17 protein-coding genes and 2 pseudogenes are annotated in these 19,727 nt (G+C 41.0%); 5 read left to right on the top strand and 14 right to left on the bottom strand.

Annotated elements, in window-relative coordinates; genetic code table 11:
- The first annotated feature begins 119 nt into the window (after positions 1-119).
- The 3 genes from FR932_RS09460 (at position 120) to FR932_RS09450 (ending at position 2,692) form a co-directional block, all read left to right on the top strand.
- On the top strand, positions 120-1,517 hold the full coding sequence (locus tag FR932_RS09460; protein ID WP_019441764.1) for a glycoside hydrolase family 1 protein: 1,398 nt from the start codon (positions 120-122) through the stop codon (positions 1,515-1,517).
- A 176-nt stretch (positions 1,518-1,693) separates the two neighbouring features.
- Positions 1,694-2,032 carry a TehB family protein gene (locus tag FR932_RS09455; RefSeq protein WP_019441765.1) on the top strand — a complete coding sequence of 113 codons (339 nt, stop codon included), beginning with the start codon at positions 1,694-1,696 and terminating at the stop codon, positions 2,030-2,032.
- A gap of 12 nt (positions 2,033-2,044) precedes the next feature.
- A complete protein-coding gene (locus tag FR932_RS09450) occupies positions 2,045-2,692 on the top strand; it encodes a DsbA family protein (protein ID WP_019441766.1) in 648 nt (215 codons plus the stop codon).
- Between the two features lie 123 nt (positions 2,693-2,815).
- Here FR932_RS09450 and FR932_RS09445 read toward each other — a convergent pair whose 3' ends face one another.
- Both FR932_RS09445 and FR932_RS09440 read right to left on the bottom strand, forming a co-directional pair.
- Positions 2,816-4,402, bottom strand: coding sequence for a BCCT family transporter (locus FR932_RS09445; RefSeq protein WP_019441767.1), 1,587 nt, complete (start codon positions 4,400-4,402; stop codon positions 2,816-2,818).
- A gap of 336 nt (positions 4,403-4,738) precedes the next feature.
- The gene (locus FR932_RS09440; RefSeq protein WP_019441768.1) at positions 4,739-5,482 is read right to left on the bottom strand and encodes a Crp/Fnr family transcriptional regulator; all 744 of its coding nucleotides are present in this window, start codon (positions 5,480-5,482) and stop codon (positions 4,739-4,741) included.
- Between the two features lie 222 nt (positions 5,483-5,704).
- Here FR932_RS09440 and FR932_RS09435 point away from each other — a divergent pair, with 222 nt between their 5' ends.
- On the top strand, positions 5,705-6,034 hold the full coding sequence (locus FR932_RS09435) for a hypothetical protein (protein ID WP_019628910.1): 330 nt from the start codon (positions 5,705-5,707) through the stop codon (positions 6,032-6,034).
- Between the two features lie 61 nt (positions 6,035-6,095).
- Here the strand turns inward: FR932_RS09435 and hutH are convergent, their stop codons facing one another.
- The 7 genes from hutH to FR932_RS09400 form a co-directional block, all read right to left on the bottom strand.
- The gene (gene hutH / locus FR932_RS09430; protein ID WP_019441770.1) at positions 6,096-7,628 is read right to left on the bottom strand and encodes a histidine ammonia-lyase; all 1,533 of its coding nucleotides are present in this window, start codon (positions 7,626-7,628) and stop codon (positions 6,096-6,098) included.
- A gap of 19 nt (positions 7,629-7,647) precedes the next feature.
- On the bottom strand, positions 7,648-9,339 hold the full coding sequence (gene hutU, locus FR932_RS09425) for a urocanate hydratase (protein ID WP_019441771.1): 1,692 nt from the start codon (positions 9,337-9,339) through the stop codon (positions 7,648-7,650).
- Between the two features lie 36 nt (positions 9,340-9,375).
- A complete protein-coding gene (gene hutG, locus FR932_RS09420) occupies positions 9,376-10,527 on the bottom strand; it encodes a formimidoylglutamase (RefSeq protein WP_019441772.1) in 1,152 nt (383 codons plus the stop codon).
- Positions 10,520-11,731, bottom strand: a complete 1,212-nt coding sequence (hutI, locus tag FR932_RS09415) for an imidazolonepropionase (RefSeq protein WP_019441773.1) — start codon at positions 11,729-11,731, stop codon at positions 10,520-10,522. The genes hutG and hutI overlap by 8 nt, the downstream gene beginning before the upstream one ends.
- Before the next feature lie 274 nt (positions 11,732-12,005).
- Complete coding sequence (gene hutC / locus FR932_RS09410; protein WP_019441774.1) at positions 12,006-12,710, bottom strand: histidine utilization transcriptional repressor HutC; 705 nt, start codon at positions 12,708-12,710, stop codon at positions 12,006-12,008.
- A gap of 180 nt (positions 12,711-12,890) precedes the next feature.
- On the bottom strand, positions 12,891-13,445 hold the full coding sequence (locus FR932_RS09405) for a pyrimidine dimer DNA glycosylase/endonuclease V (RefSeq protein WP_019441775.1): 555 nt from the start codon (positions 13,443-13,445) through the stop codon (positions 12,891-12,893).
- Positions 13,446-13,613: 168 nt separating this feature from the next.
- Complete coding sequence (locus FR932_RS09400; protein WP_019441776.1) at positions 13,614-13,883, bottom strand: type II toxin-antitoxin system TacA family antitoxin; 270 nt, start codon at positions 13,881-13,883, stop codon at positions 13,614-13,616.
- Between the two features lie 368 nt (positions 13,884-14,251).
- Here FR932_RS09400 and FR932_RS09395 point away from each other — a divergent pair, with 368 nt between their 5' ends.
- Positions 14,252-15,703, top strand: a complete 1,452-nt coding sequence (locus tag FR932_RS09395) for a KAP family P-loop NTPase fold protein (protein WP_019441777.1) — start codon at positions 14,252-14,254, stop codon at positions 15,701-15,703.
- A gap of 140 nt (positions 15,704-15,843) precedes the next feature.
- On the opposite strand, the pseudogene FR932_RS09390 reads toward FR932_RS09395, so the two are convergent.
- The 5 genes and pseudogenes from FR932_RS09390 to FR932_RS09370 form a co-directional block, all read right to left on the bottom strand.
- A pseudogene (locus tag FR932_RS09390) lies at positions 15,844-15,990 on the bottom strand (aldehyde dehydrogenase family protein); the annotation flags it as partial.
- Between the two features lie 162 nt (positions 15,991-16,152).
- Complete coding sequence (locus tag FR932_RS09385) at positions 16,153-16,467, bottom strand: helix-turn-helix domain-containing protein (protein WP_019441779.1); 315 nt, start codon at positions 16,465-16,467, stop codon at positions 16,153-16,155.
- Positions 16,454-16,786, bottom strand: a complete 333-nt coding sequence (locus tag FR932_RS09380) for a type II toxin-antitoxin system RelE/ParE family toxin (RefSeq protein ID WP_019441780.1) — start codon at positions 16,784-16,786, stop codon at positions 16,454-16,456. The genes FR932_RS09385 and FR932_RS09380 overlap by 14 nt, the downstream gene beginning before the upstream one ends.
- Positions 16,787-17,006: 220 nt before the next feature.
- Positions 17,007-17,189: pseudogene (locus tag FR932_RS09375) on the bottom strand (aldehyde dehydrogenase family protein); the annotation flags it as partial.
- The gene (locus tag FR932_RS09370) at positions 17,185-19,425 is read right to left on the bottom strand and encodes a mechanosensitive ion channel family protein (RefSeq protein WP_019441782.1); all 2,241 of its coding nucleotides are present in this window, start codon (positions 19,423-19,425) and stop codon (positions 17,185-17,187) included. The gene FR932_RS09370 and the pseudogene FR932_RS09375, both read right to left, overlap by 5 nt.
- Between the last annotated feature and the right edge of the window lie 302 nt (positions 19,426-19,727).

Genomic DNA, 19,727 nt, shown 5'->3' with positions numbered 1-19,727 from the left:
TAAATAAAATCAATGTGGACCTGATTCAATATTAAAAATGTGAGCTTCTTCAAGTAGTTATTGTTTTTGATCGTTTACTCTAGTGCTCTACACGGATAGTAATAATAATTGAGGGACTGATGAATTTATTTCCACGAGACTTCTTATGGGGCGGCGCTATTGCTGCCAATCAAACCGAAGGCGCATTTCAGCAAGACGGTAAAGGCTTGTCAACAGCAGACTTATTACCTAACGGTATATTGAGCCAACATCAAGAAAGTGCCGATAAAACCCCGGGGATTAAAGATCTTGCCATCGATTTTTACAATCGCTATCCACAAGACATTCAATTATTTAAAGAGATGGGCTTTACTTGCCTGAGATTGTCTATTGCCTGGACGCGTATTTTCCCAAATGGCGATGAAGACCAGCCGAATGAAGCGGGTTTAGCTTATTATGATGCTATCTTTGATGAATTAGCCAAGCATGACATGAAACCTTTTGTCACTTTATCGCATTATGAAATGCCAGTGGGATTAGTCGAAGGTTATGGCGGCTGGGCAGACCGAAAACTGATTGGTTTTTTTGAGCGTTATGCGACAACGGTATTTGAACGTTATAAACATAAAGTAAAGCTGTGGCTGACCTTTAATGAAATCAACATGTCGTTACATGCACCGTATACGGGTGTTGGTTTACCTGAAGCGGCAGATGAACAAGCTATTTATCAAGCGATACACCATCAACTGGTTGCCAGTGCGAAAGCGGTAACGCTGTGTAAGCACATTATTCCTGATGCGAAAATTGGCAATATGTTGCTGGGCGCACTTAATTACCCTTATACCTGTAACCCTGATGATGTGATGGCTGCCGTGCATGAGAATAACAAGTGGTTATTCTTTGGTGATGTGCAAACCCGTGGTCGCTATCCAGGTTATATGTTGCGTTATTTCCGCGACAACAATATCGAAGTGGTGATGGAAGAGGGCGATTTAGAGACGTTAGCGAATGCCAGCGTTGATTTTATCTCGTTTAGTTATTATGCCAGTGGTTGTGCAAGTGCCGATCCTAAACAAAAAGAAGTCGGTAATATTGTCGATAGTGTACCGAATCCGTATTTAGAAAAGAGTCAGTGGGGCTGGTTAATCGATCCTAAAGGTTTGCGTATATTGCTGAACTTCTTGCATGACAGATATCAAAAACCACTGTTTATCGTTGAGAATGGCTTAGGCGCTCGTGATGAAGTGAATGAAGATGGCGAGATTGTTGATGATTATCGCATCCAATATTTGAATGATCACCTTGTGCAGGCCAGAGAGGCGATTTTAGACGGTGTTGAGTTGATGGGGTTCACGAGTTGGGGGCCGATTGATTTAGTGGCTAATTCGACCGCAGAGATGGATAAGCGTTATGGCTTCATTTATGTTGACCGTCGTGACGATGGTAGTGGTACGCTAGAACGCACTCGTAAAGAAAGCTTTTTTTGGTATCGCGATGTAATTCAAACACGTGGTGGTTCGCTTAAGGCTAGTATTTAATAGCAGTAGCCTGTGAGCGGTGTGAATTTAACACCTGTCATATCTAAGTGTTGCCACACCTTACTTGCGCTCATGGAGAATGGGCGTATATTTTATATTCATTAGCTATAAATAGTCAGTTATAAATAATTAGCTATCAACGCGCAATTACATATTTCTATAAAAGTGAGGTGTTTATGCCTGTGATCCCAACAGATTTTGTAAATTATAAATCAACCCCTGTTTTTACCTCTGATAATATTCCGAAGATGTTCCTGCATTTACATAATACCCGTGCGGGTGTTTACGGTCAGATCAATGTGCTTAGCGGTGAGCTTAAGTTTTATGGTTTTGCCGAAAGACGTGGTGCTATTGAGCAAGAAATTATTATCAAGCAAGGCGAACTTGCAGTGTCTCCGCCTGAGTATTGGCACAAAGTTGAATTTATGACTGACGATACCAGCTTTCGTGTTGATTTCTACGCACAGCAAGATTCTGATATTGTTGCTGAAAATCACTCTGAACGTAACGATTAAAGGATCCATTTAATGTCGTCAGTAAAACCTAAATTATATTATGTCTATGATCCTATGTGCTCTTGGTGTTGGGGCTACAAGCCTGTATGGCAGAAAGTTAAGCAAGCCCTGACTGATGATGTTGAGGTTGTCTATGTGCTGGGTGGATTAGCACCCGATACAGATGAACCAATGCCGGAAATGATGCAGGCACAAATAGCCTCTTACTGGAAGAAAATTGAAAACTTCCTTGGCACGCAATTTAACTATGAATTTTGGACTGAAAATACGCCACGACGCGCGACTTACCCAGCTTGTCGCGCCATACTTGCTGCTCGTGAGCAAGGTGCAGGTGAAACCATGTTAGATGCTATTCAAGTCGCTTATTATACGCAGGCTAAAAATCCCAGTGTTCATGTTGTATTAATGGCATTAGCAAAAGATATTGGTTTAGATATCGTTAAATTTGAAACAGATTTCTTGGCACTTAAAACCCATCAAGCGTTATTAACCGAAATTAGGTTTGCGCGTTCAATCGGTGGCAACAGTTTTCCTTCGCTGTTTTTAGTCAAAGACGATAAGTCAGTTGAAATACCTGTAGATTATAAAGATGCAGACGTGACGATAGCATTGATAAAAATGCGAGTTAACACTGATAAGACAGGAATTTCGGTAAGATAAAAGCTTAAAAAAATAGACAGAATAAAAGAATAAAAGAATTTTAGGCTATAAAAAAGCTCAGCCTGACAATATTAGCAAATGTGCTTATAAAGTCAGGCTGAGCTGTTTTCGAGCAATAGCCTATTACGCTAGTGCTTTTTCAGCAGCAAGTGCTTCTTGTGCATGCGTCATTTTGATTGCAGCCATAGGCCCTGTTACCAGAGTAATCGCAATCAGGAATGATACTGGCACAGCTGTGATGACAATGAATGATTGCAATGCATTCAAACCACCGTCACCTGCAAGCAATAATACCGCCGCAACACAGCCCATGATCACAGCCCAGAATACGCGATGTTTACGATCTGGTTCATTATCACCTGATACCACCATAGCAATTGAATATGCCATAGAGTCACCCGTTGTCACGACAAACGTGGTTGTTAGTACCAAGAATGCAGGTAACAAGATAAAGCTTAATGGTAGTTGCTGTAATGTTGCTAGCAATACCGCAGGCAAGCCTGCTTCAGCTAATGGACCAGAAATAATCCCAGGCGTTTGTAGCTCAAAGAAGATACCTGTGCCACCTAATGCCGCGAACCAGAAGTTTGTAGCAATTGGTGCGCCAACGGCAACAGCCAATACCAACTCACGAATCGTACGACCTTCAGAGATACGGGCAATGAAAATAGCCATCATAGGTGCAAAACCAATGAACCAACCCCAGAAGAACCAAGTCCACCAAACATTCCAACCTGGATTGTCGTTAGTGATACTCATGGTTGGCATGTCTTGCAAGTAAACTGCAAAGGCACGACCAAATTGTTCAAAGATGAATTGTGTTGGACCCAAGACTAAGATTGCGATTAGCAATGCAAATGCACCGATAACGTTTAAGCGGCTAAGCCACTGCAAACCTTTATCCATGCCTGATGCAGCTGATGCAGCGCAAATCAACACTACCACAGCTAAAATCATCAGCTGAGAGTTCATGTCGTTTTTAAGGCCTGTTAGCACTTCAAGGCTGTAGCCCATTTGTGATGCTAAGAAGCCGATAGGACCAATAGTACCAGCAGCTACGGCGATAATTGAACAAGCGTCAATTACAGCACCAAACCAATGGTTTTCTAAACGGTTACCAACGATAGGGAAAAGTAACGCACGTGGGCGTAGCTTAATACCATGGTGGTGATGCGCATACATCAACACAATCGTTGCGAGTGTGCCCAGTACAGACCAGGCGAGAAAGCCCCAATGCAAAAAGCTTTGGCTTAAAGCCGGCACAATTGCTTCAACAGTCGAGCCTGTAATGTCAGGATAGCTTGCTGATGGAGTAATGAAATGGTAAATCGGTTCGGCTGCAGACCAGAAAACACCACCACCTGCTAAAAGCGTACACATGATCATTGCTAACCAGCGGAAGGTGCCTATTTCGGGTTTGGTTTTCATGCCCATACGTGTTTTACCGTAACGGGTCGCTGCGATGCATAATGCAACTGCAAAGTTTGCTACCATTAGCCATTGCCAAAAGTAACCAAATTGTCCAGCAGCGGCTGAAAATAAGTCTTGAATTAAAGTTGTGAAACGAGGGAGGTCAATGATCGCAGCTAATAAGAACAGGCTAATAAAACCTATCGTTAATGCTGGAACCAATTTGTCGCTTTTGCGACGTTCTGAGGTATTCGTGTTTACGGGTACTTCTTCGCCAATCTGGCATGCATTTATTTGCATAAAATTCTCACTTAGGGTGTGAGGGGCGAGATAATACCGATATTTACGTGATTATCCAGTGTTATCTGGGGTGTTAGATTGACGATCTAGTTTTTAAAGTTGTATGTTTATATTCAAGTGTTATTTAAATTTTATTTATAATCAAGTGCTTATGATTTCAATTACCTCTCAAGTAATAACGTGATATTGATCACGGTTATTTTATCGCCTATTTTTACAGTTGTTCGTTTATTGACCAGTACTGGTTAATACCTGATAGGCACAAAATAGGATCCTATCGGGGTTATTAGCATTCAAATTGTTAAAATAACTCACATCAATATATAAACGATTACCTTAAACCCAGCCTTTTATTTGAGATTCAAAAAAGAAACTTCTTGGATCGCTAATACTCAGGTCGACGCTATCAAGTTTACTGCTCAGAGCTGCTATATTGGTGAGATAAATACAGCTGCGTCCTAATTCCACCATGCTATCTTTTTCGAGCTGTTTGATTGCTTCATTAACGCGTTGACGTGCAATACCGGTGATGCGGCTTATCTGTTGCTGCGAGATCATGATCTTAGGTATTTCGCCTTGTAGCTTAGGTCTATTATTTGCGACTTCAAGTAGTAGGTAAATAACACGGGATAAGGTATTCGCACTCATGATTATTTGTGCTTGCAGCCATTTAGCTTTTACATCAAATGACATACCGTGGAACCACTTGTATATCTCGACATTATTGCTGGCGATACGTTCTAATTGGCTGTTTTTGAAATGGACAATAGAGACGGGATCGATCTGACTTATAAAGAAGGGTTTATAGTCAGATACATTATCACTTTCCTCAAATCCACCAAACCAACAACCTTTACCGACCACGACACTATTCACTGTTTTTAGATTTGGTGTTTGTAAGCAGACGGCAACGGTGCCTTTAAGAATAAAACTGATACCTTGATGGGCTATATCTGATCCTTCCAACTCACTGGTGGTTAGATTGTGTTTTACCTGTGCGATTGATACCAGCTCTTCCATGAGTTTTGGAGAAAGGCTTGTGGTCCAGTTTATGGTTTGTGCTAGCGCTGAATCAATCAAAAACTGGTCCTTAATAATGTTTTATAAGTAAAGTAGGTGTTTTCATAAAATAATTTGGCGCCAATATACAACAAATGTCCCATATCGGACAGTGTAATCATCTTGATGCATATATATTGCAGATATTCAAAAGCTGACTCATCTCTCGCAGACATATCTGTGCAATTATTACGCTTCAGAATGCTGAGAGTAGAGTTAATAATTCAGTTAATACAGAGGTAGATGAGAGTGAGTAATTATAGAGCTAAGTTCACGGTTGTTGTTAATACTATTATAGTCGTTTCAGTAGCTAGTGCTTTTAGTAGTACTGCTAGTGCTGGGTTTGATGAGAAAATTGCAGCATCCTTTGCAGCAAAATACCAAGTATGTGCATTGAAGCTAAAAGATACACCTGGGTATCGTTTGAAAGCACTGGGCCTAAAAGCTAAATCGGATGAGATTGGTCGAGATAAAATTGGTGGCGGTGACTATATCGAAAGCTTCATCAAAGAGAAAAAGAAAGCGTGGACGTTATCATTGAAGAAGTGTAAAAAATTCGCAGACAATGTTTAACTTTTTATAGTTGATCTAAACAGTTAACGTCTATTTATCTGCGAATGTATGTTCTTTATGTTTATAAACTTGGCAGCATATCACTAGCGATAAGTTTATTGTGGCTAGCTTCGAGTAATAGCTGATTCGCATTGGCTATATCAGGGGCAAAGTAACGATCTTTATCGTAAAAATCGACGCGTTCGCGTAACTCTGCTTTCGCTTGTTCAACCAATGGCGATGATGTTAGTGGTGCTCTAAAATCAAGTCCTTGTGCTGCTGCCAACAGTTCAACCGCCAAGATACCTCGGGTATTTTCAGCCATGTCTTTTAAGCGACGACCGGCAAAGGTAGCCATAGACACATGATCTTCTTGATTCGCAGAAGTCGGTAAACTATCAACACAAGCTGGATGTGCTAATGATTTGTTCTCACTGGCTAATGCCGCTGCGGTGACTTGTGCGATCATGAAACCAGAGTTAACGCCGCCATTATCAACCAAGAATGGCGGTAATTTACTTAAGCTGCTATCAATTAATAGCGCCATACGACGTTCTGACAAACTGCCAATCTCTGCAATTGCGAGTGCAAGGTTATCACTGGCCATGGCGATAGGTTCGGCATGGAAGTTACCAGCTGAAATAATGTCACCATCATCGGCAAATACTAATGGGTTATCAGATACCGAGTTTGCTTCTACTACAAATATCTCGGCAGCATTGCGGATCTGTTGTAAACACGCGCCCATGACTTGTGGTTGGCAGCGCAGTGAATAAGGGTCTTGGACTTTTTCACAGGCGGTATGTGAGTTACCGAGCTCGCTGCTAAAACCGAGAATATGACGATACATAGTGGCAGAGTCCATTTGCGCGCGATGACCACGCACGCGGTGCACACGCGGATCGAATGGACGGCGACTACCGAGTGCGGCTTCAACTGTCATTGCGCCACATAAAGTTGCCGATGCAAATAAGTCTTCAGCAGCAAACAGACCTTCAAGACCAAATGTAGTAGAAGCTTGCGTACCGTTTAACAGCGCTAAACCTTCTTTTGGTGCTAGGGTTATTTTCTGCATACCGGCAATCGCTAATGCTTCTTCGCCAGAAATGACTTTACCTTGATGGCGCGCTTCACCTTCGCCAAGCAAAACTGTACTCATGTGGGCAAGGGGAGCGAGATCGCCCGATGCACCGACAGAGCCTTTTTTCGGTACACAAGGATATACTTCCGCATTCACTAATTGCATTAATGCTTCAATAACCAATAAGCGGATACCAGAGAAACCACGCGCTAGGCTGTTAATTTTAAGCACCATCATCATACGTACAGTTTCGTCGTTCATGAACTCGCCGATGCCAGCTGCATGGGACAATACAATACTGCGTTGCAGGGTTTCTAGATCTTCAGGGGCAATGCGGGTATTTGCCAATAAACCGAAACCGGTATTGATACCGTAAGCCACTCGGTTTTCAGCTATGACATTATTGACTATCTGTGTACTGGCATGAATATCTTCATGACAACTAGGGTCGAGTGATACTTGTACTGGTGAACGGCTGATTTGACGAAGTTGTGCCAGTGTTAATAACCCTGGTTTAATTGTTAGTTGGTACATTTTTATTCTCCAAGATTATCTATTTATTATGATTATTAGCTGTATCAAGCATCGGTAGGTCTAAGTTCTGTTCTTTCGCGCACGTTTTTGCAAGATCATAACCTGCATCAGCATGGCGCATAACGCCTGTCGCAGGGTCATTACGCAGCACACGGCTAATACGTTGATGTGCATCTTCAGTACCGTCACAAAGTACCACCATACCGGAGTGTTGAGAAAATCCCATGCCAACGCCGCCGCCATGATGCAGTGAAACCCACGTCGCGCCACTGGCAGTATTAAGCAGGGCGTTTAACAGTGGCCAATCCGATACAGCATCAGAACCATCCATCATGCCTTCGGTTTCACGGTTAGGGCTGGCAACGGAACCTGAATCTAGATGGTCACGGCCAATCACAATCGGTGCTTTCAGTTCGCCATTTTTAACCATCTCATTAAAGGCTAGGCCCAGACGTTGACGGTCTTTTAAACCAACCCAACAAATACGTGCAGGTAAACCTTGGAACTGAATACGTTCGCGCGCCATGTCTAGCCAGTTATGCAGTTGTGGATTATCTGGGATCAGCTCTTTTACTTTTTGATCGGTTTTGTAGATATCTTCTGGATCGCCAGACAATGCCACCCAACGGAAAGGACCAATGCCTTCACAAAATAAAGGACGTATATAAGCAGGAACGAAACCTGGGAAATCAAACGCATTTTCTACGCCTTCTTCCATCGCCATTTGGCGAATGTTATTACCGTAATCAACCGTTGCTGAACCTGCTTTTTGTAGGTCTAACATGGCTTGAACTTGGATTGCCATTGACTGTTTAGCAGCTTTAACAACGGCAGCTTCATCTTCTTTACGCATTGCTGCAGCGTGCGCCATGGTCCAACCTCGTGGCAAATAGCCATTTAGTGGATCGTGAGCAGATGTTTGGTCGGTAGTACAATCGGGCACAACGCCACGCTTGACTAATTCTGGGAAGATATCTGCGGCATTACCTAATAAGCCAATCGAGGTTGGTTTGCCTGCTTTGATTGCATCATCAAGTAGCGCGAGTGCTTCATCCAATGTGGTGGCTTTCTTATCAACATAACCTGTGCGTAAACGGTAGTCGATACGTGATTCATCACATTCAACGGCGATCATAGAAAAACCAGCCATGGTAGCTGCAAGTGGTTGTGCGCCGCCCATGCCGCCTAAACCACCAGTTAATACCCAACGGCCTTGTGCTTGACCATCAAAATGTTGTTTTGCCATAGCAACGAATGTTTCGTAAGTGCCTTGGACAATGCCTTGCGAACCGATGTAGATCCAAGAACCGGCTGTCATTTGTCCGTACATCATCAAGCCTGCTTTATCTAGCTTGTTGAAGTGTTCCCAGTTAGCCCAATGTGGTACTAGATTTGAATTAGCAATTAATACGCGCGGTGCGTTGCTGTGGGTTTGAAATACGCCAACCGGTTTACCTGATTGTACTAATAAGGTTTCGTCATCTTCTAAACGTTTAAGTACTTCGACTATTTTGTCGTAACATTCCCAATCACGCGCCGCTCGACCTATGCCACCGTAAACCACCAATGAATGGGGGTGTTCGGCAACATCAGGATGTAGGTTGTTCATTAACATGCGTAATGGCGCTTCGGTTTGCCACGACTTGGTATTGAGCTTGGTGCCGTGCGGGGCTATGATAGTGCGAGATGTATCTAAACGTTTATCAGTCATTAGGATTTCCTTTTCAGTTAAACTGTTATGTATTCGTTAATTTGAGAGCATAGCGCGGGAGATGTCCCACGTGAGTCGCGCTGCAAGCCTTGCAGTTTGATTGTCTATATCGAAATTGGGGTTATATTCGGCCAGATCTGCCACTAATAACTTGGCTTTTCCTACGTCGTTTTTAGCGTTAAAGATGGGTTGTAATAAAGCTTCAACACTTTCAAGGGATATGCCTCGGGCTGCGGGTGCACTGACACCGGGCGCAGTGCATGCCGAGAACACATCAATGTCGATGGTTAAATAGAGATAATCGACCTTATCTATAAATGTGGTTAACTCTACGATACGTTCAGCAAGCAGATAAGAGGCCAGCTGGTGGTCTTCGCGATAATGAACGCCGAGTTCATCAGCTAATGTAAACAGCGCTTGGGTATTGCTGGCGCGGCTGACACCAAGGCAAGCGTAGTTAAATTCCCAGCCTAGTTGTTGGCAGTGTTTAGCTATTTGATTAAAGGGCGTGCCAGAGCTGGTCGGGAATGCTTTATCGTCTGTTGAATAGGTACGCAAATCAAAATGGGCATCGAAGTTGATGATACCGATCTTAGGCTTGTTTGCGTCTGAACTTATATTAGAGCGTTGAAAGTGCTGTGCCAAGCCTTGGAATGTGCCCCAAGCTATCTCGTGTCCGCCGCCTAATACGATCACCTTGCTTTGGTTGTTGAGTGCGACTTCGACATGACTAGCCAGTTCTTGTTGGCTACGGGCTAGATCAGTATCGTTGCAATAGATATTGCCGCCATCAATAAAGGTTGATGTGTTAGTGCTTTCATTAGTATTTTCATTAGTAGTCATGGCAGCAGGATTGCCATGATGCCACGCCATATTGGCTAACGCTTTACGGATCACATCTGGTGCTTGTACTGCGCCAACACGGCCTTTATTACGTTTAACGCCTTCGTCACAGGCGAAACCGAGTAGCACAACGCCAGCTTGGTTTGTTAATTGCTCATGCAGCGGGTTTTCGTTATTGATTCGTTTTACTTTTTGATGAAAACGCATGCCTGCTTCACCGTCTTCGGCGTCAATTCGACCTTGCCAAATATCAGCGCTTGTCGGTGCGTGGCTATTCGGCTCATGGCTGTTCGCGGCAGGATTAGCCACTGTCGTTTGTGTTTGTGGATTAACAGCTTTAGTCATGACAAAGCGCTCCATTTAAGATGCGTGCGTGTAGTCTTGGTGTGCCGATTTCATAGGCTAACTGTGCAGGGTGGTCGATATCCCAGATTGCTAAATCAGCATCGTATCCGACTTTAATTTGGCCGCGAGCGTCTTGTAACCCTAATGCACGGGCGGCATGACAAGTCACGCCACGCAGTGCTTCTTCGGGTGTTAATCTGAATAAAGTACAGCCCATATTCATCATCATAGTTAATGATGCGATAGGCGAGGTGCCCGGATTGAAATCGGTTGCTAATGCCATTGGCACGTTATGTTGACGCAACAATTTAATTGGTGGTAACTGGGTTTCTCTTAAAAAGTAAAATGCGCCAGGTAGCAGGGTCGCGACTGTGCCATGTTCAGCCAGTGCTTTCACGCCTTGTTCGTCAAGGTATTCGATATGATCAACCGAGGTCGCGCCCATTTTGGCAGCCAGTTCACTCCCGCCTAAATTGCTTAATTGTTCGGTGTGACCTTTGATGTTGAGTCCATACGATAAGGCCGTTTCAAATACTGATTTGGTTTGCGCTAAGTTAAAGCCAATACCTTCACAAAATACATCAACAGCATCGACTAACTTGGCGTCAACAGCGGCGGGTATGATTTCGTCACACACGTAACGGATGTAACTATCGGCATCGCCTTTATATTCTGGCGGTACGGCATGTGCTGCGAGCAGTGTGGTTGATACTTTGATATTGGCGTGCTGCTCTAATTGTTTGGCAGCACGTAGCATTTTCAATTCATCTTCAAGGGTTAGCCCATAACCTGATTTGATTTCAATCGTTGTAACACCATCTGCGGTCAGTGCTGATAGGCGCTTAAGTGCGAGTTCGACTAACTCTGCTTCAGTTGCTGCACGAGTGGCGTTAACAGTAGAAAGAATGCCGCCACCTTGTTTAGCGATGGTTTCATACGGCACGCCTGTTAAGCGTTGCTCAAATTCTTTCGCGCGGTTGCCAGCAAATACCAGATGGGTGTGGCTGTCGATAAGACCCGGCGTGATAAGACGGTTTTGGCAATCGATAACGTCAGTGAAAGCGGTTGTTGGGCATTGTTGCATTGCACCAATTTCGACGATCTTACCGTGCGCCATTGCAATGTAACAATGAGGTTGGGTTTGGTAATCGGAATCACTTTGATCCATGGTTACAATTGTTGTATTGGTTAGCAATAAACTCATCAGTCACTCACGTTGTTAGATTAAAGTATAAGTACATTATAAACCTTTATTAAAAGTGTAGGTTTAAATGTATATACAATTAAATAGACAATTTAAGGATGCAGCGCAAGTTACAAATGAAATTGTTGTGATCTGGTTGTGGTTTTGTTAATTGTTTGAGGTGTTTTTTATGATGTGTGTCGATATTAAATCGACACGTTTTGCCGTAATCATTTAGCGTAAGAGAAGGTAATAGTTTAGCGGTATAAGTTGATTTGGCGTTGAATCGGCAGTGCTATATTTCAGCTTTCAGGCTTAGTTTGTATTTATCTGCTGGGTGATAAAGTAGGGCAACACTGATCAAGTCTTGCTTGCTCCAGGTGCGACGATTGAGTAATAAACAAGGTTGCAGCGCTGTTAAGTTCAAGTTTTGTTGGATAGAAGTTGTTGGCATAACCGCTTCAACCGTATGTTCAATCGAACTTAATGGGCAGTTTTTAGTTAAGTATTCATTGGGTGTCGCTAGGCTGAAGTCCTGCGTAATGTACTCTGGCGCGAACAGTGGGTTGACCCAGCGCACTTCTAACTGTAATGCAGTATCGTCTTCGTAATGTATGATTTCACTAAAGAAAATTGGCGTATCTATTCTAACACCCAAGCGTATCGCGATTTCATCATCTGCAGGTATCGTCACCTGACGCAGTATTTTATTACTGTAGGTTTTACCGCGCTGGCGGATCTCATCGGCAATATTACGAATATCACTCAGGGATGACTCGACCTTTTTCTGGCATACAAAGGTACCTAGGCGCGGCGTTCTTTCTAACAGACCTTGATTGACTAGATCGCGTATGGCTTTATTCACTGTCATCCGGCTGACATTAAATTGCTTGGTTAACTCTAGCTCTGTTGGGATCTTGTTACCAGGCAGCCAAACATGGGTATTGATTTTTTCAAGGATGAAGTCTTGGATCTGAATATAGCGCGGCGAACTGTTCATAGTGTCTAACCTTGATAACGTCTAATTTTAATAGTTGTGTAGTGAAGTAATCGATTAAGCTTAATTGACTATACAAATGATCTATTAGTTGGTGAGGAAATGCAAGTTATTATGTGTTGGTGGGGGTTAAGGACTGAGGGCTAAGAGGGAGTTTTCTTTTAAATACAGGATAAGAACTCCTCATAAACCTTCGGTAAACCACTTTGGCACCACACGTTTAGTCCACTTTGCAAATTTGGATTTATCCCCGATATAGAAATTTCTGTAGGCACTGACGGCATCGTTATCAACTTTATAGTTGTCTGGCATCGCTTGAGGAAACGCGGTTAAACCAATGGCCGGAAATGAATAGTGACTAATTTCATTTAGTGCTGCTATTGATTTGTGATCTACTTCTTTATTGTATCGATATTTATATTCTTTATTGAGTGCCAACGTTAATTGTTTAAGCCACAAAAAATTGTCATAAGATTCCTCCACCCATAATACAGAAGGGTGATTTGAATGGGTCGACTTGTAAGGAGTTATGAAGCCTTTTTTATTTAATGCAGTACAGAGTAGTTGTACACTTTCTAAGATCATTTTCACCACATGTTGATCACAGTGGTATTGTGCACACTTTTGAATGTCAGTATCTAAAATGAAAATATTCATTAACGCCTCATCTTTTAGCAATGGGTTTATCGACAGAAAATTTGTAAGTAACCAACAGGTATAACCATCGACGTCTGCCATACAGTGATATCTAAGTACGTTGGTTTTTGCTACCTACTCACAATTCTTAATGAATCTATACGAATGAATGTCGAAAAAGGATCAATGTAACTTTGAGGAAGGGGAGAGTGGTAATAAAAGTCTTACTCTGGGTTGGGGTTGATTACTTGATACATCTAAGTGAATCACTCACTTAAACTCACCACTTTTAGTAAATTTAACTGCTTCCAGTAATGCCTTATTCGGCGCTTTAGCCTCGTCACAAGTAATCATGAATTGGTCAAATACATTAGCTTCAATCGTGATGGTTTCATGCTCAGCAATCACCTGAGTAGAATCTTCGTCCATTAGACGAACAACATATTCAGTTAAACTTTTTAAACCAAGTAAAGCAGATGCTTTCTCAGCCTTAGCTTTGATTTCTTCATCCAAACGGATATCAAGTCTTGTAGTAGCCATAAAGCCTCCTGTTGTACGAAGTTATTCTGTAATTGATTTTAGTATGAGTTTTAAACGACTGAAGTGCAACTTGTACGGGGCTAATATGGATTTGATTTTTTAAAGGATGAAGATCTTGGATCTGAATATAGCGCAGCTAACTGTTCGTAGTGTCTAATCTTGGTCATGTCTAACTTTAATCGCAGTGTAATGAAGTAATCAATTAAGCTTAATTGAATATACAAACGATCTATTAGTTGGTGAGGAAATGCAGTTATTATGTGTTGGTGGGATTTGGTGAGGATTGTTATCTATATGATAGTAAAACCATATTTATACCCCTTAAGTTTAGGGTACAATGTTATTTTACATAACGAGGGCATAAAATTTTGAGCATACTGGATAAAGCAAAATACGAAGATTGGAAAATAACCCATAACTTTGAAAACTGTAAGCTTGATCGTAAAGAATACGGAGAATTTTTAAGTAGCTATCTAGTCGGTGAAAAAAATGGATTTGTTCTCAATCTAAATGGTTCATGGGGTGCTGGTAAAACGGAGTTTCTCAAACGTATGTACACACACCTATTACAGGAAAAGCACCCTGTTATTTATATTGATGCGTGGGAAAGCGATTTTTCGAAAGAACCTTTAACGGTAATCACCAGTGAACTATTGACACAAATTGAATTATTTAACAATGGAATCGGCAGCCAAGAAAATACCAAGCGTTTAAAGCAGTTTTTAGGCAAAGCTATTAAAGCAACTGCTGTTGGTGTTGCAGGTTATGCTTCTAAGAAGTACTTAGAAGACTCAACCATTGGTTCCAACGCGATGATGAAACTTTTTGATGAAAGTCCAACAGATTTTATGACGCAACTGTCTTCAGAATATTCACAGCAAATTGAAGCAATTAGCAAAATTAGAGAGTGTTTATCGCAACTAGCTGAAGTTCTGAAATCTAATTATGGTGCAGAAATCCCAGTTGTAGTACTCGTCGATGAGCTAGATCGTTGTCGTCCAACCTACGCAATTGAAATGCTTGAAGTAATAAAGCACTTCTTTAAAACTGACAATTTCGTCTTTCTTGTCGCTACAGATACAGAACAATTGTCTCATTCGATAAATGCTGTATACGGCAATAATTTTGATTCAAAGCAATACCTCAAGAAGTTCTTTGATCGAAAGGCAACACTACCTTTACCAGACATTGAAGCCTACCTAAATGCGACTGGAATAAGCTATAGCCAGTACAATCGATTGCAATTATTTCCTACAATATTCAACGGTACGACAGATCAATCAATTAATAAAATAGTTAGCGTACTATCTACAGCGTACGATTTACATATAAGAGACATTGATCAGCTAATGAACAAGTTTCAATCTTGTCTACGAGCAGCAATGAATACGCTTGAAAAAACAGGAAATGCACAATACATAAACATCCCAGCTCTTCTAATTGGTTTGATTGAACATGATAAATCTCAAGACGTATATGAGAAAAGGACAAGGTATTATTCACCAGAACCTGAACTATCTAAGCCTAATTATGCTATTTCAGATGATTTCTTATCGATTGATTTCATCAAACAGTCAATGAATAACATTACTTATTCAAAACATATTAGTAAAGATCGCTGGGGTGAATCCGAAACAAATTACTTATTGCCAAAAAGTGCTGCATTTAGAACTGAAATGCAATCAAGTACTACTCAGGAATATCAAAATTTCCTGGGTCAATCTATGAGTAATATGCAATTTGATAGCCGCAGCGGGTGTAAATATTGGAATTGGGATGACATGAAAAAAGTAATAGAACTAGCTGGAACTCTAGAATAAAAATGTAACTTACATTTAATTCCGTAGCTTAACGGTCTTTTGACAGCCGTTAGGCTGCTAATGGAATAAACTAGAATTAGAAGGTTAAATTAAAAGAAACCAAGCGGGTTAACGTCATAGCTAACCAGTAAGTTTTTAGTCTATTGGTAATGCTCTAGTGCCACTTTATGGGTTTCACGACCAACACCGGATTTCTTATAACCACCAAATGCTGCGTGGGCAGGGTACATGTGGTAACAGTTTGTCCATACGCGACCAGCTTGGATCTTACGACCCATACGGTACGCTTAATCAACTTAGACGATGCGCCTCAACCTAACCCTATTTTGCTGCTGTGTTACTAGGCTTCTTAATACAGATAACGAGTGTTATGTTTAACCTAAAAAATATTCAGTCGATTTACTGATTTTATCACTGCCAAGAATTCCTGCTGTCACCATATCGTCTTGTTATAGCTCAGCTATGTGCGTGAGAGTTTCTGGATGACGTTGTACTAATTTCAAAAGAGTAACTGCTTGCCCATTTGGAGCACTGCGTCCTTGTTCCCAGTTTTCTAAAGTACGAGATGATGTATGAAGTAAGCTAGCAAAAACACCACGTGACATATTAAACTTTTCTCTAATATGTACAATTTCATTAGGTGAGATATTAAGTTCACTTACATCATTAACTTGATGTGTTTTAAGGGTAAGTTTCCCCTCGGAATGCTCTTTTGCTTCAACAAGAGCTGAGCTTAATTCTGTAAACAAATCACGATTGCTCATTGCGCCATACCTCCATAAAAGACTTTAACTGTTTCTTTTGATCTGCGGTTAAATCCGACATTTCACTTTTTCCATAAATAGTAAGTAAATAGAAACGTCGTTTTTCATCAAGGAAGTAATAAATAACACGTGAGCCACCACGTTTTCCTTTACCCTTACTTGCAACTCTAACCTTTCGCAAACCACCTGTACCTTGAATCACATCACCCTGCTTCGGGTTTGACATCAGCTCAGCTTGAAAGAGTCTAAACTCTTCATCACTGAGATGCTCATCTCGGTATTTCTCAAATATTTTTGATTCTACAAATATACATTTCATAAATAAAGTGTACGTAAATAGCGTACAGAAAGCAAGTTGGGATACGAATGAGCCATATCATCAAGTTTTTGCTTAACCGTATAGGGCAACTCTGGTGGCAATGGTTTATCTTCTAATGGTGTTAGATCTATCCCCAAACTCAGCTTAACGATAATGAGATAACCGTTAAGCTGCTAATTGAATAAACTAGAATAGAATATTAATTAAAATAGAAGCCTAATTAAAAGAAACCAAGTGGGTTAACGTCATCGCTAACCAGTAATTTTTTAGTTTGTTGATAATGCTCTAGCGCCACTTTATGGGTTTCACGACCAACACCAGATTTCTTATAATCGCCAAATACAGCGTGGGCAGGGTACATGTGGTAACAGTTTGTCCATACGCGACCGGCTTGGATCTTACGGTAAGCTACGTTCATCTGCACGTTCAACAATCGTTGCGGCAGATCCTGCCGCCGCACTTAAAGGAGCAATTAGCGCTGGATGTATTCCTTCTGGCAATTGCACTTCCACCTTGCGTTTAGCAAATTCAATATTATTTTCAGCAAATATTTCCTGCACCCGCAGATAGACTTGCTTTCTAATCATAAATTGACAGCCTGGCTTGCATGTAAACTTGCCTCGAATCAACATGCCAACTTCATCTACTGATTGTACTCCTTGGCTTTTGAATGGTTCAATAAAATCTTTACCTAGCTCAGGGTGCGCTAAAAGTTCTTTACCTAGTACTTTGAATAATTTTTTAACTTTATTTATGTCAGTATGGTGTGGAACAAGAAAAGGTAATTTCATAATAATCCAATCACGGCTGTGGTTGGTTAAACTTGGAATTTCCCCGTAAGGTACAGTGTGCAGTGCGCCAAGGTGATGCCTTAATCTCAATGAGCGTAATGCGATTTTTTCAACCGTGCCCTTGGTACTGCCAATCACCACATATTCCCCCATTCTAAAAGCATCATCAATCAGGAAAAATACCCCTGACACTATATCCTTTACTAACGTCTGCGCTCCAAAACCGATGGCTAAACCTAACACACCGACACTTGCTAGCAGTGCGGTCGTGTTAACTCCTAGCGTAGAGAGTGCGCTAAATACAGATAAAACAAAAATGAAAAATGCCAAGGTGTTTTTAATCAGAGGAAGTAATGTTGCTGTTCGAGATAACCCCTGACCACCCTCTGAATCCATAGTTTCTTCGTTTCCATCTGGCAGTTCTTGCGCTAATTTACGCTGAATATAGATATTAACGATTTCCCAACAAATTAAGCCAAACAGTAATAAGGTCGACGCTTCTATTACTTTAATGATCGCTGTCGCGATAAGTCCCTGCGAACTGATACTTAAATAATTTACCCCCCATAGCAAAGATAATATAAGCACAACAGTCATAAAAGTAACGATTCTTGCTATGCGTAATATACTGACCTTTAAAGATAAATTGAGTTTATCTTGGGTATTTGATTGGTCACTATTAATTGGATAGCGGCTGTCCACGATGGTAATAAGTACAATATCAAAAAAAGGCACAGATATGATAGCGAGCATAGTGAAAGTCGCCGCGTAGACGATATCATCATCAAAACCAACATTGGCCATCACTATTTCTAAAGTGAACCAAACTAATACAATGCAAGTGATCACTAACGCTGGCCATATATTCGCAAATAAACTCCGTCGTTTACTATTGTTAATATCATGGTGCAATAGCATGTGCTTAATGCCTTCTCTGCTGAGATAAACGGCAATAATCATAGCAAGGTAAGACACTATGTTTGTCCAAAAACCTAATTTATAGATCTCTTGCGCTATCCCTAAATCGTTGAATAATTCGATGAATACACCTAATGCAGAAAGTAAGCTAACCATAACTAATCGATTAAGTAAATTTCGAGCTAAGGTATCATTTAGGTTAAACAAGCGTAAATTAGGATGCTGAGGAGCGAAGAAAAATGCACAGCCAATGTAGGTTAAGCGCGCAATCATGATGTAGTCTAATAGTGCGCCTGCGGTTAAATACATACTCTGTTGAGTAAATAAATAAGGCAGGACTAATCGACAAGTAGCATAAAAAACGGTGATGCCAACTAATCTATTAACTGTTATTTTTCCTAATGATAATAATCGATTGGCTTTTAATGAATGATCATTAGGTTTAGTTTTTGCTTTGTATTGTGTGAAAATCTTTAGGCATATAATTTCGATGGTAAAAGCAATGCATAATAATATGATGAGTTGTAAGAAAGCATAGAGTAGTTGCTGAGGCTGTGTGAAATCTTGCATAAATACTGTTGTTAAATCATCAATGGCTTTGTCTATATTGACGATTTTGCTTTGGGCATCTTCAAAAGCAAAAAGCGTATTGCCCATACTTACATTGATAACACTCAGTGCGGCCGTGTAACTTGACTCATTTTTCTTCTCAAGCTGATTATTCAACTCTTCGCGTAACCGTGATCTAACTTCCGTGTCGGACAACATTGACATTTGTTGCTCTACAGACTTATTAATCACGACCTGTTTAGTCGTCGCAGGTTCATTAATTACTTCAGCGGACAGTAATGTCGAGCAAAATGCAAAAAATAAAACAATGCAGTACCTAATGGAATTGGAATAGCTAAGCGCGAAAAACGATCGTTTCATAATACATTACCAGTTTTTAATATAATTTAAGACGCGAGTTATGCACTTAATATTTGAATCTAAGAAATTAATAATTAAGATACGGCGGATATAATGCTATGCATTGTAACTGCTTATATTCGGACAAGCCATCCGAGTACGCTTGTTGGTAAGCTATAAAAGGCAAGTTTAGGGATTCTGTCACAAAGATTGTTTGCACGTGTTGGCGAGTTAGATTTCAGATGTGATTAATCTGGGGTAAAGTCACTATAGGGGACATAGGTCTAAATTAGCAACTTAACGATAATGAGATAACCGTTAAG

Source organism: Moritella marina ATCC 15381 (assembly GCF_008931805.1).
In the GTDB taxonomy this organism is placed as follows: domain Bacteria; phylum Pseudomonadota; class Gammaproteobacteria; order Enterobacterales; family Moritellaceae; genus Moritella; species Moritella marina.
Note: the sequence above shows the minus strand (reverse complement) of the source record. Positions and strands in the feature narration are given on the sequence as shown.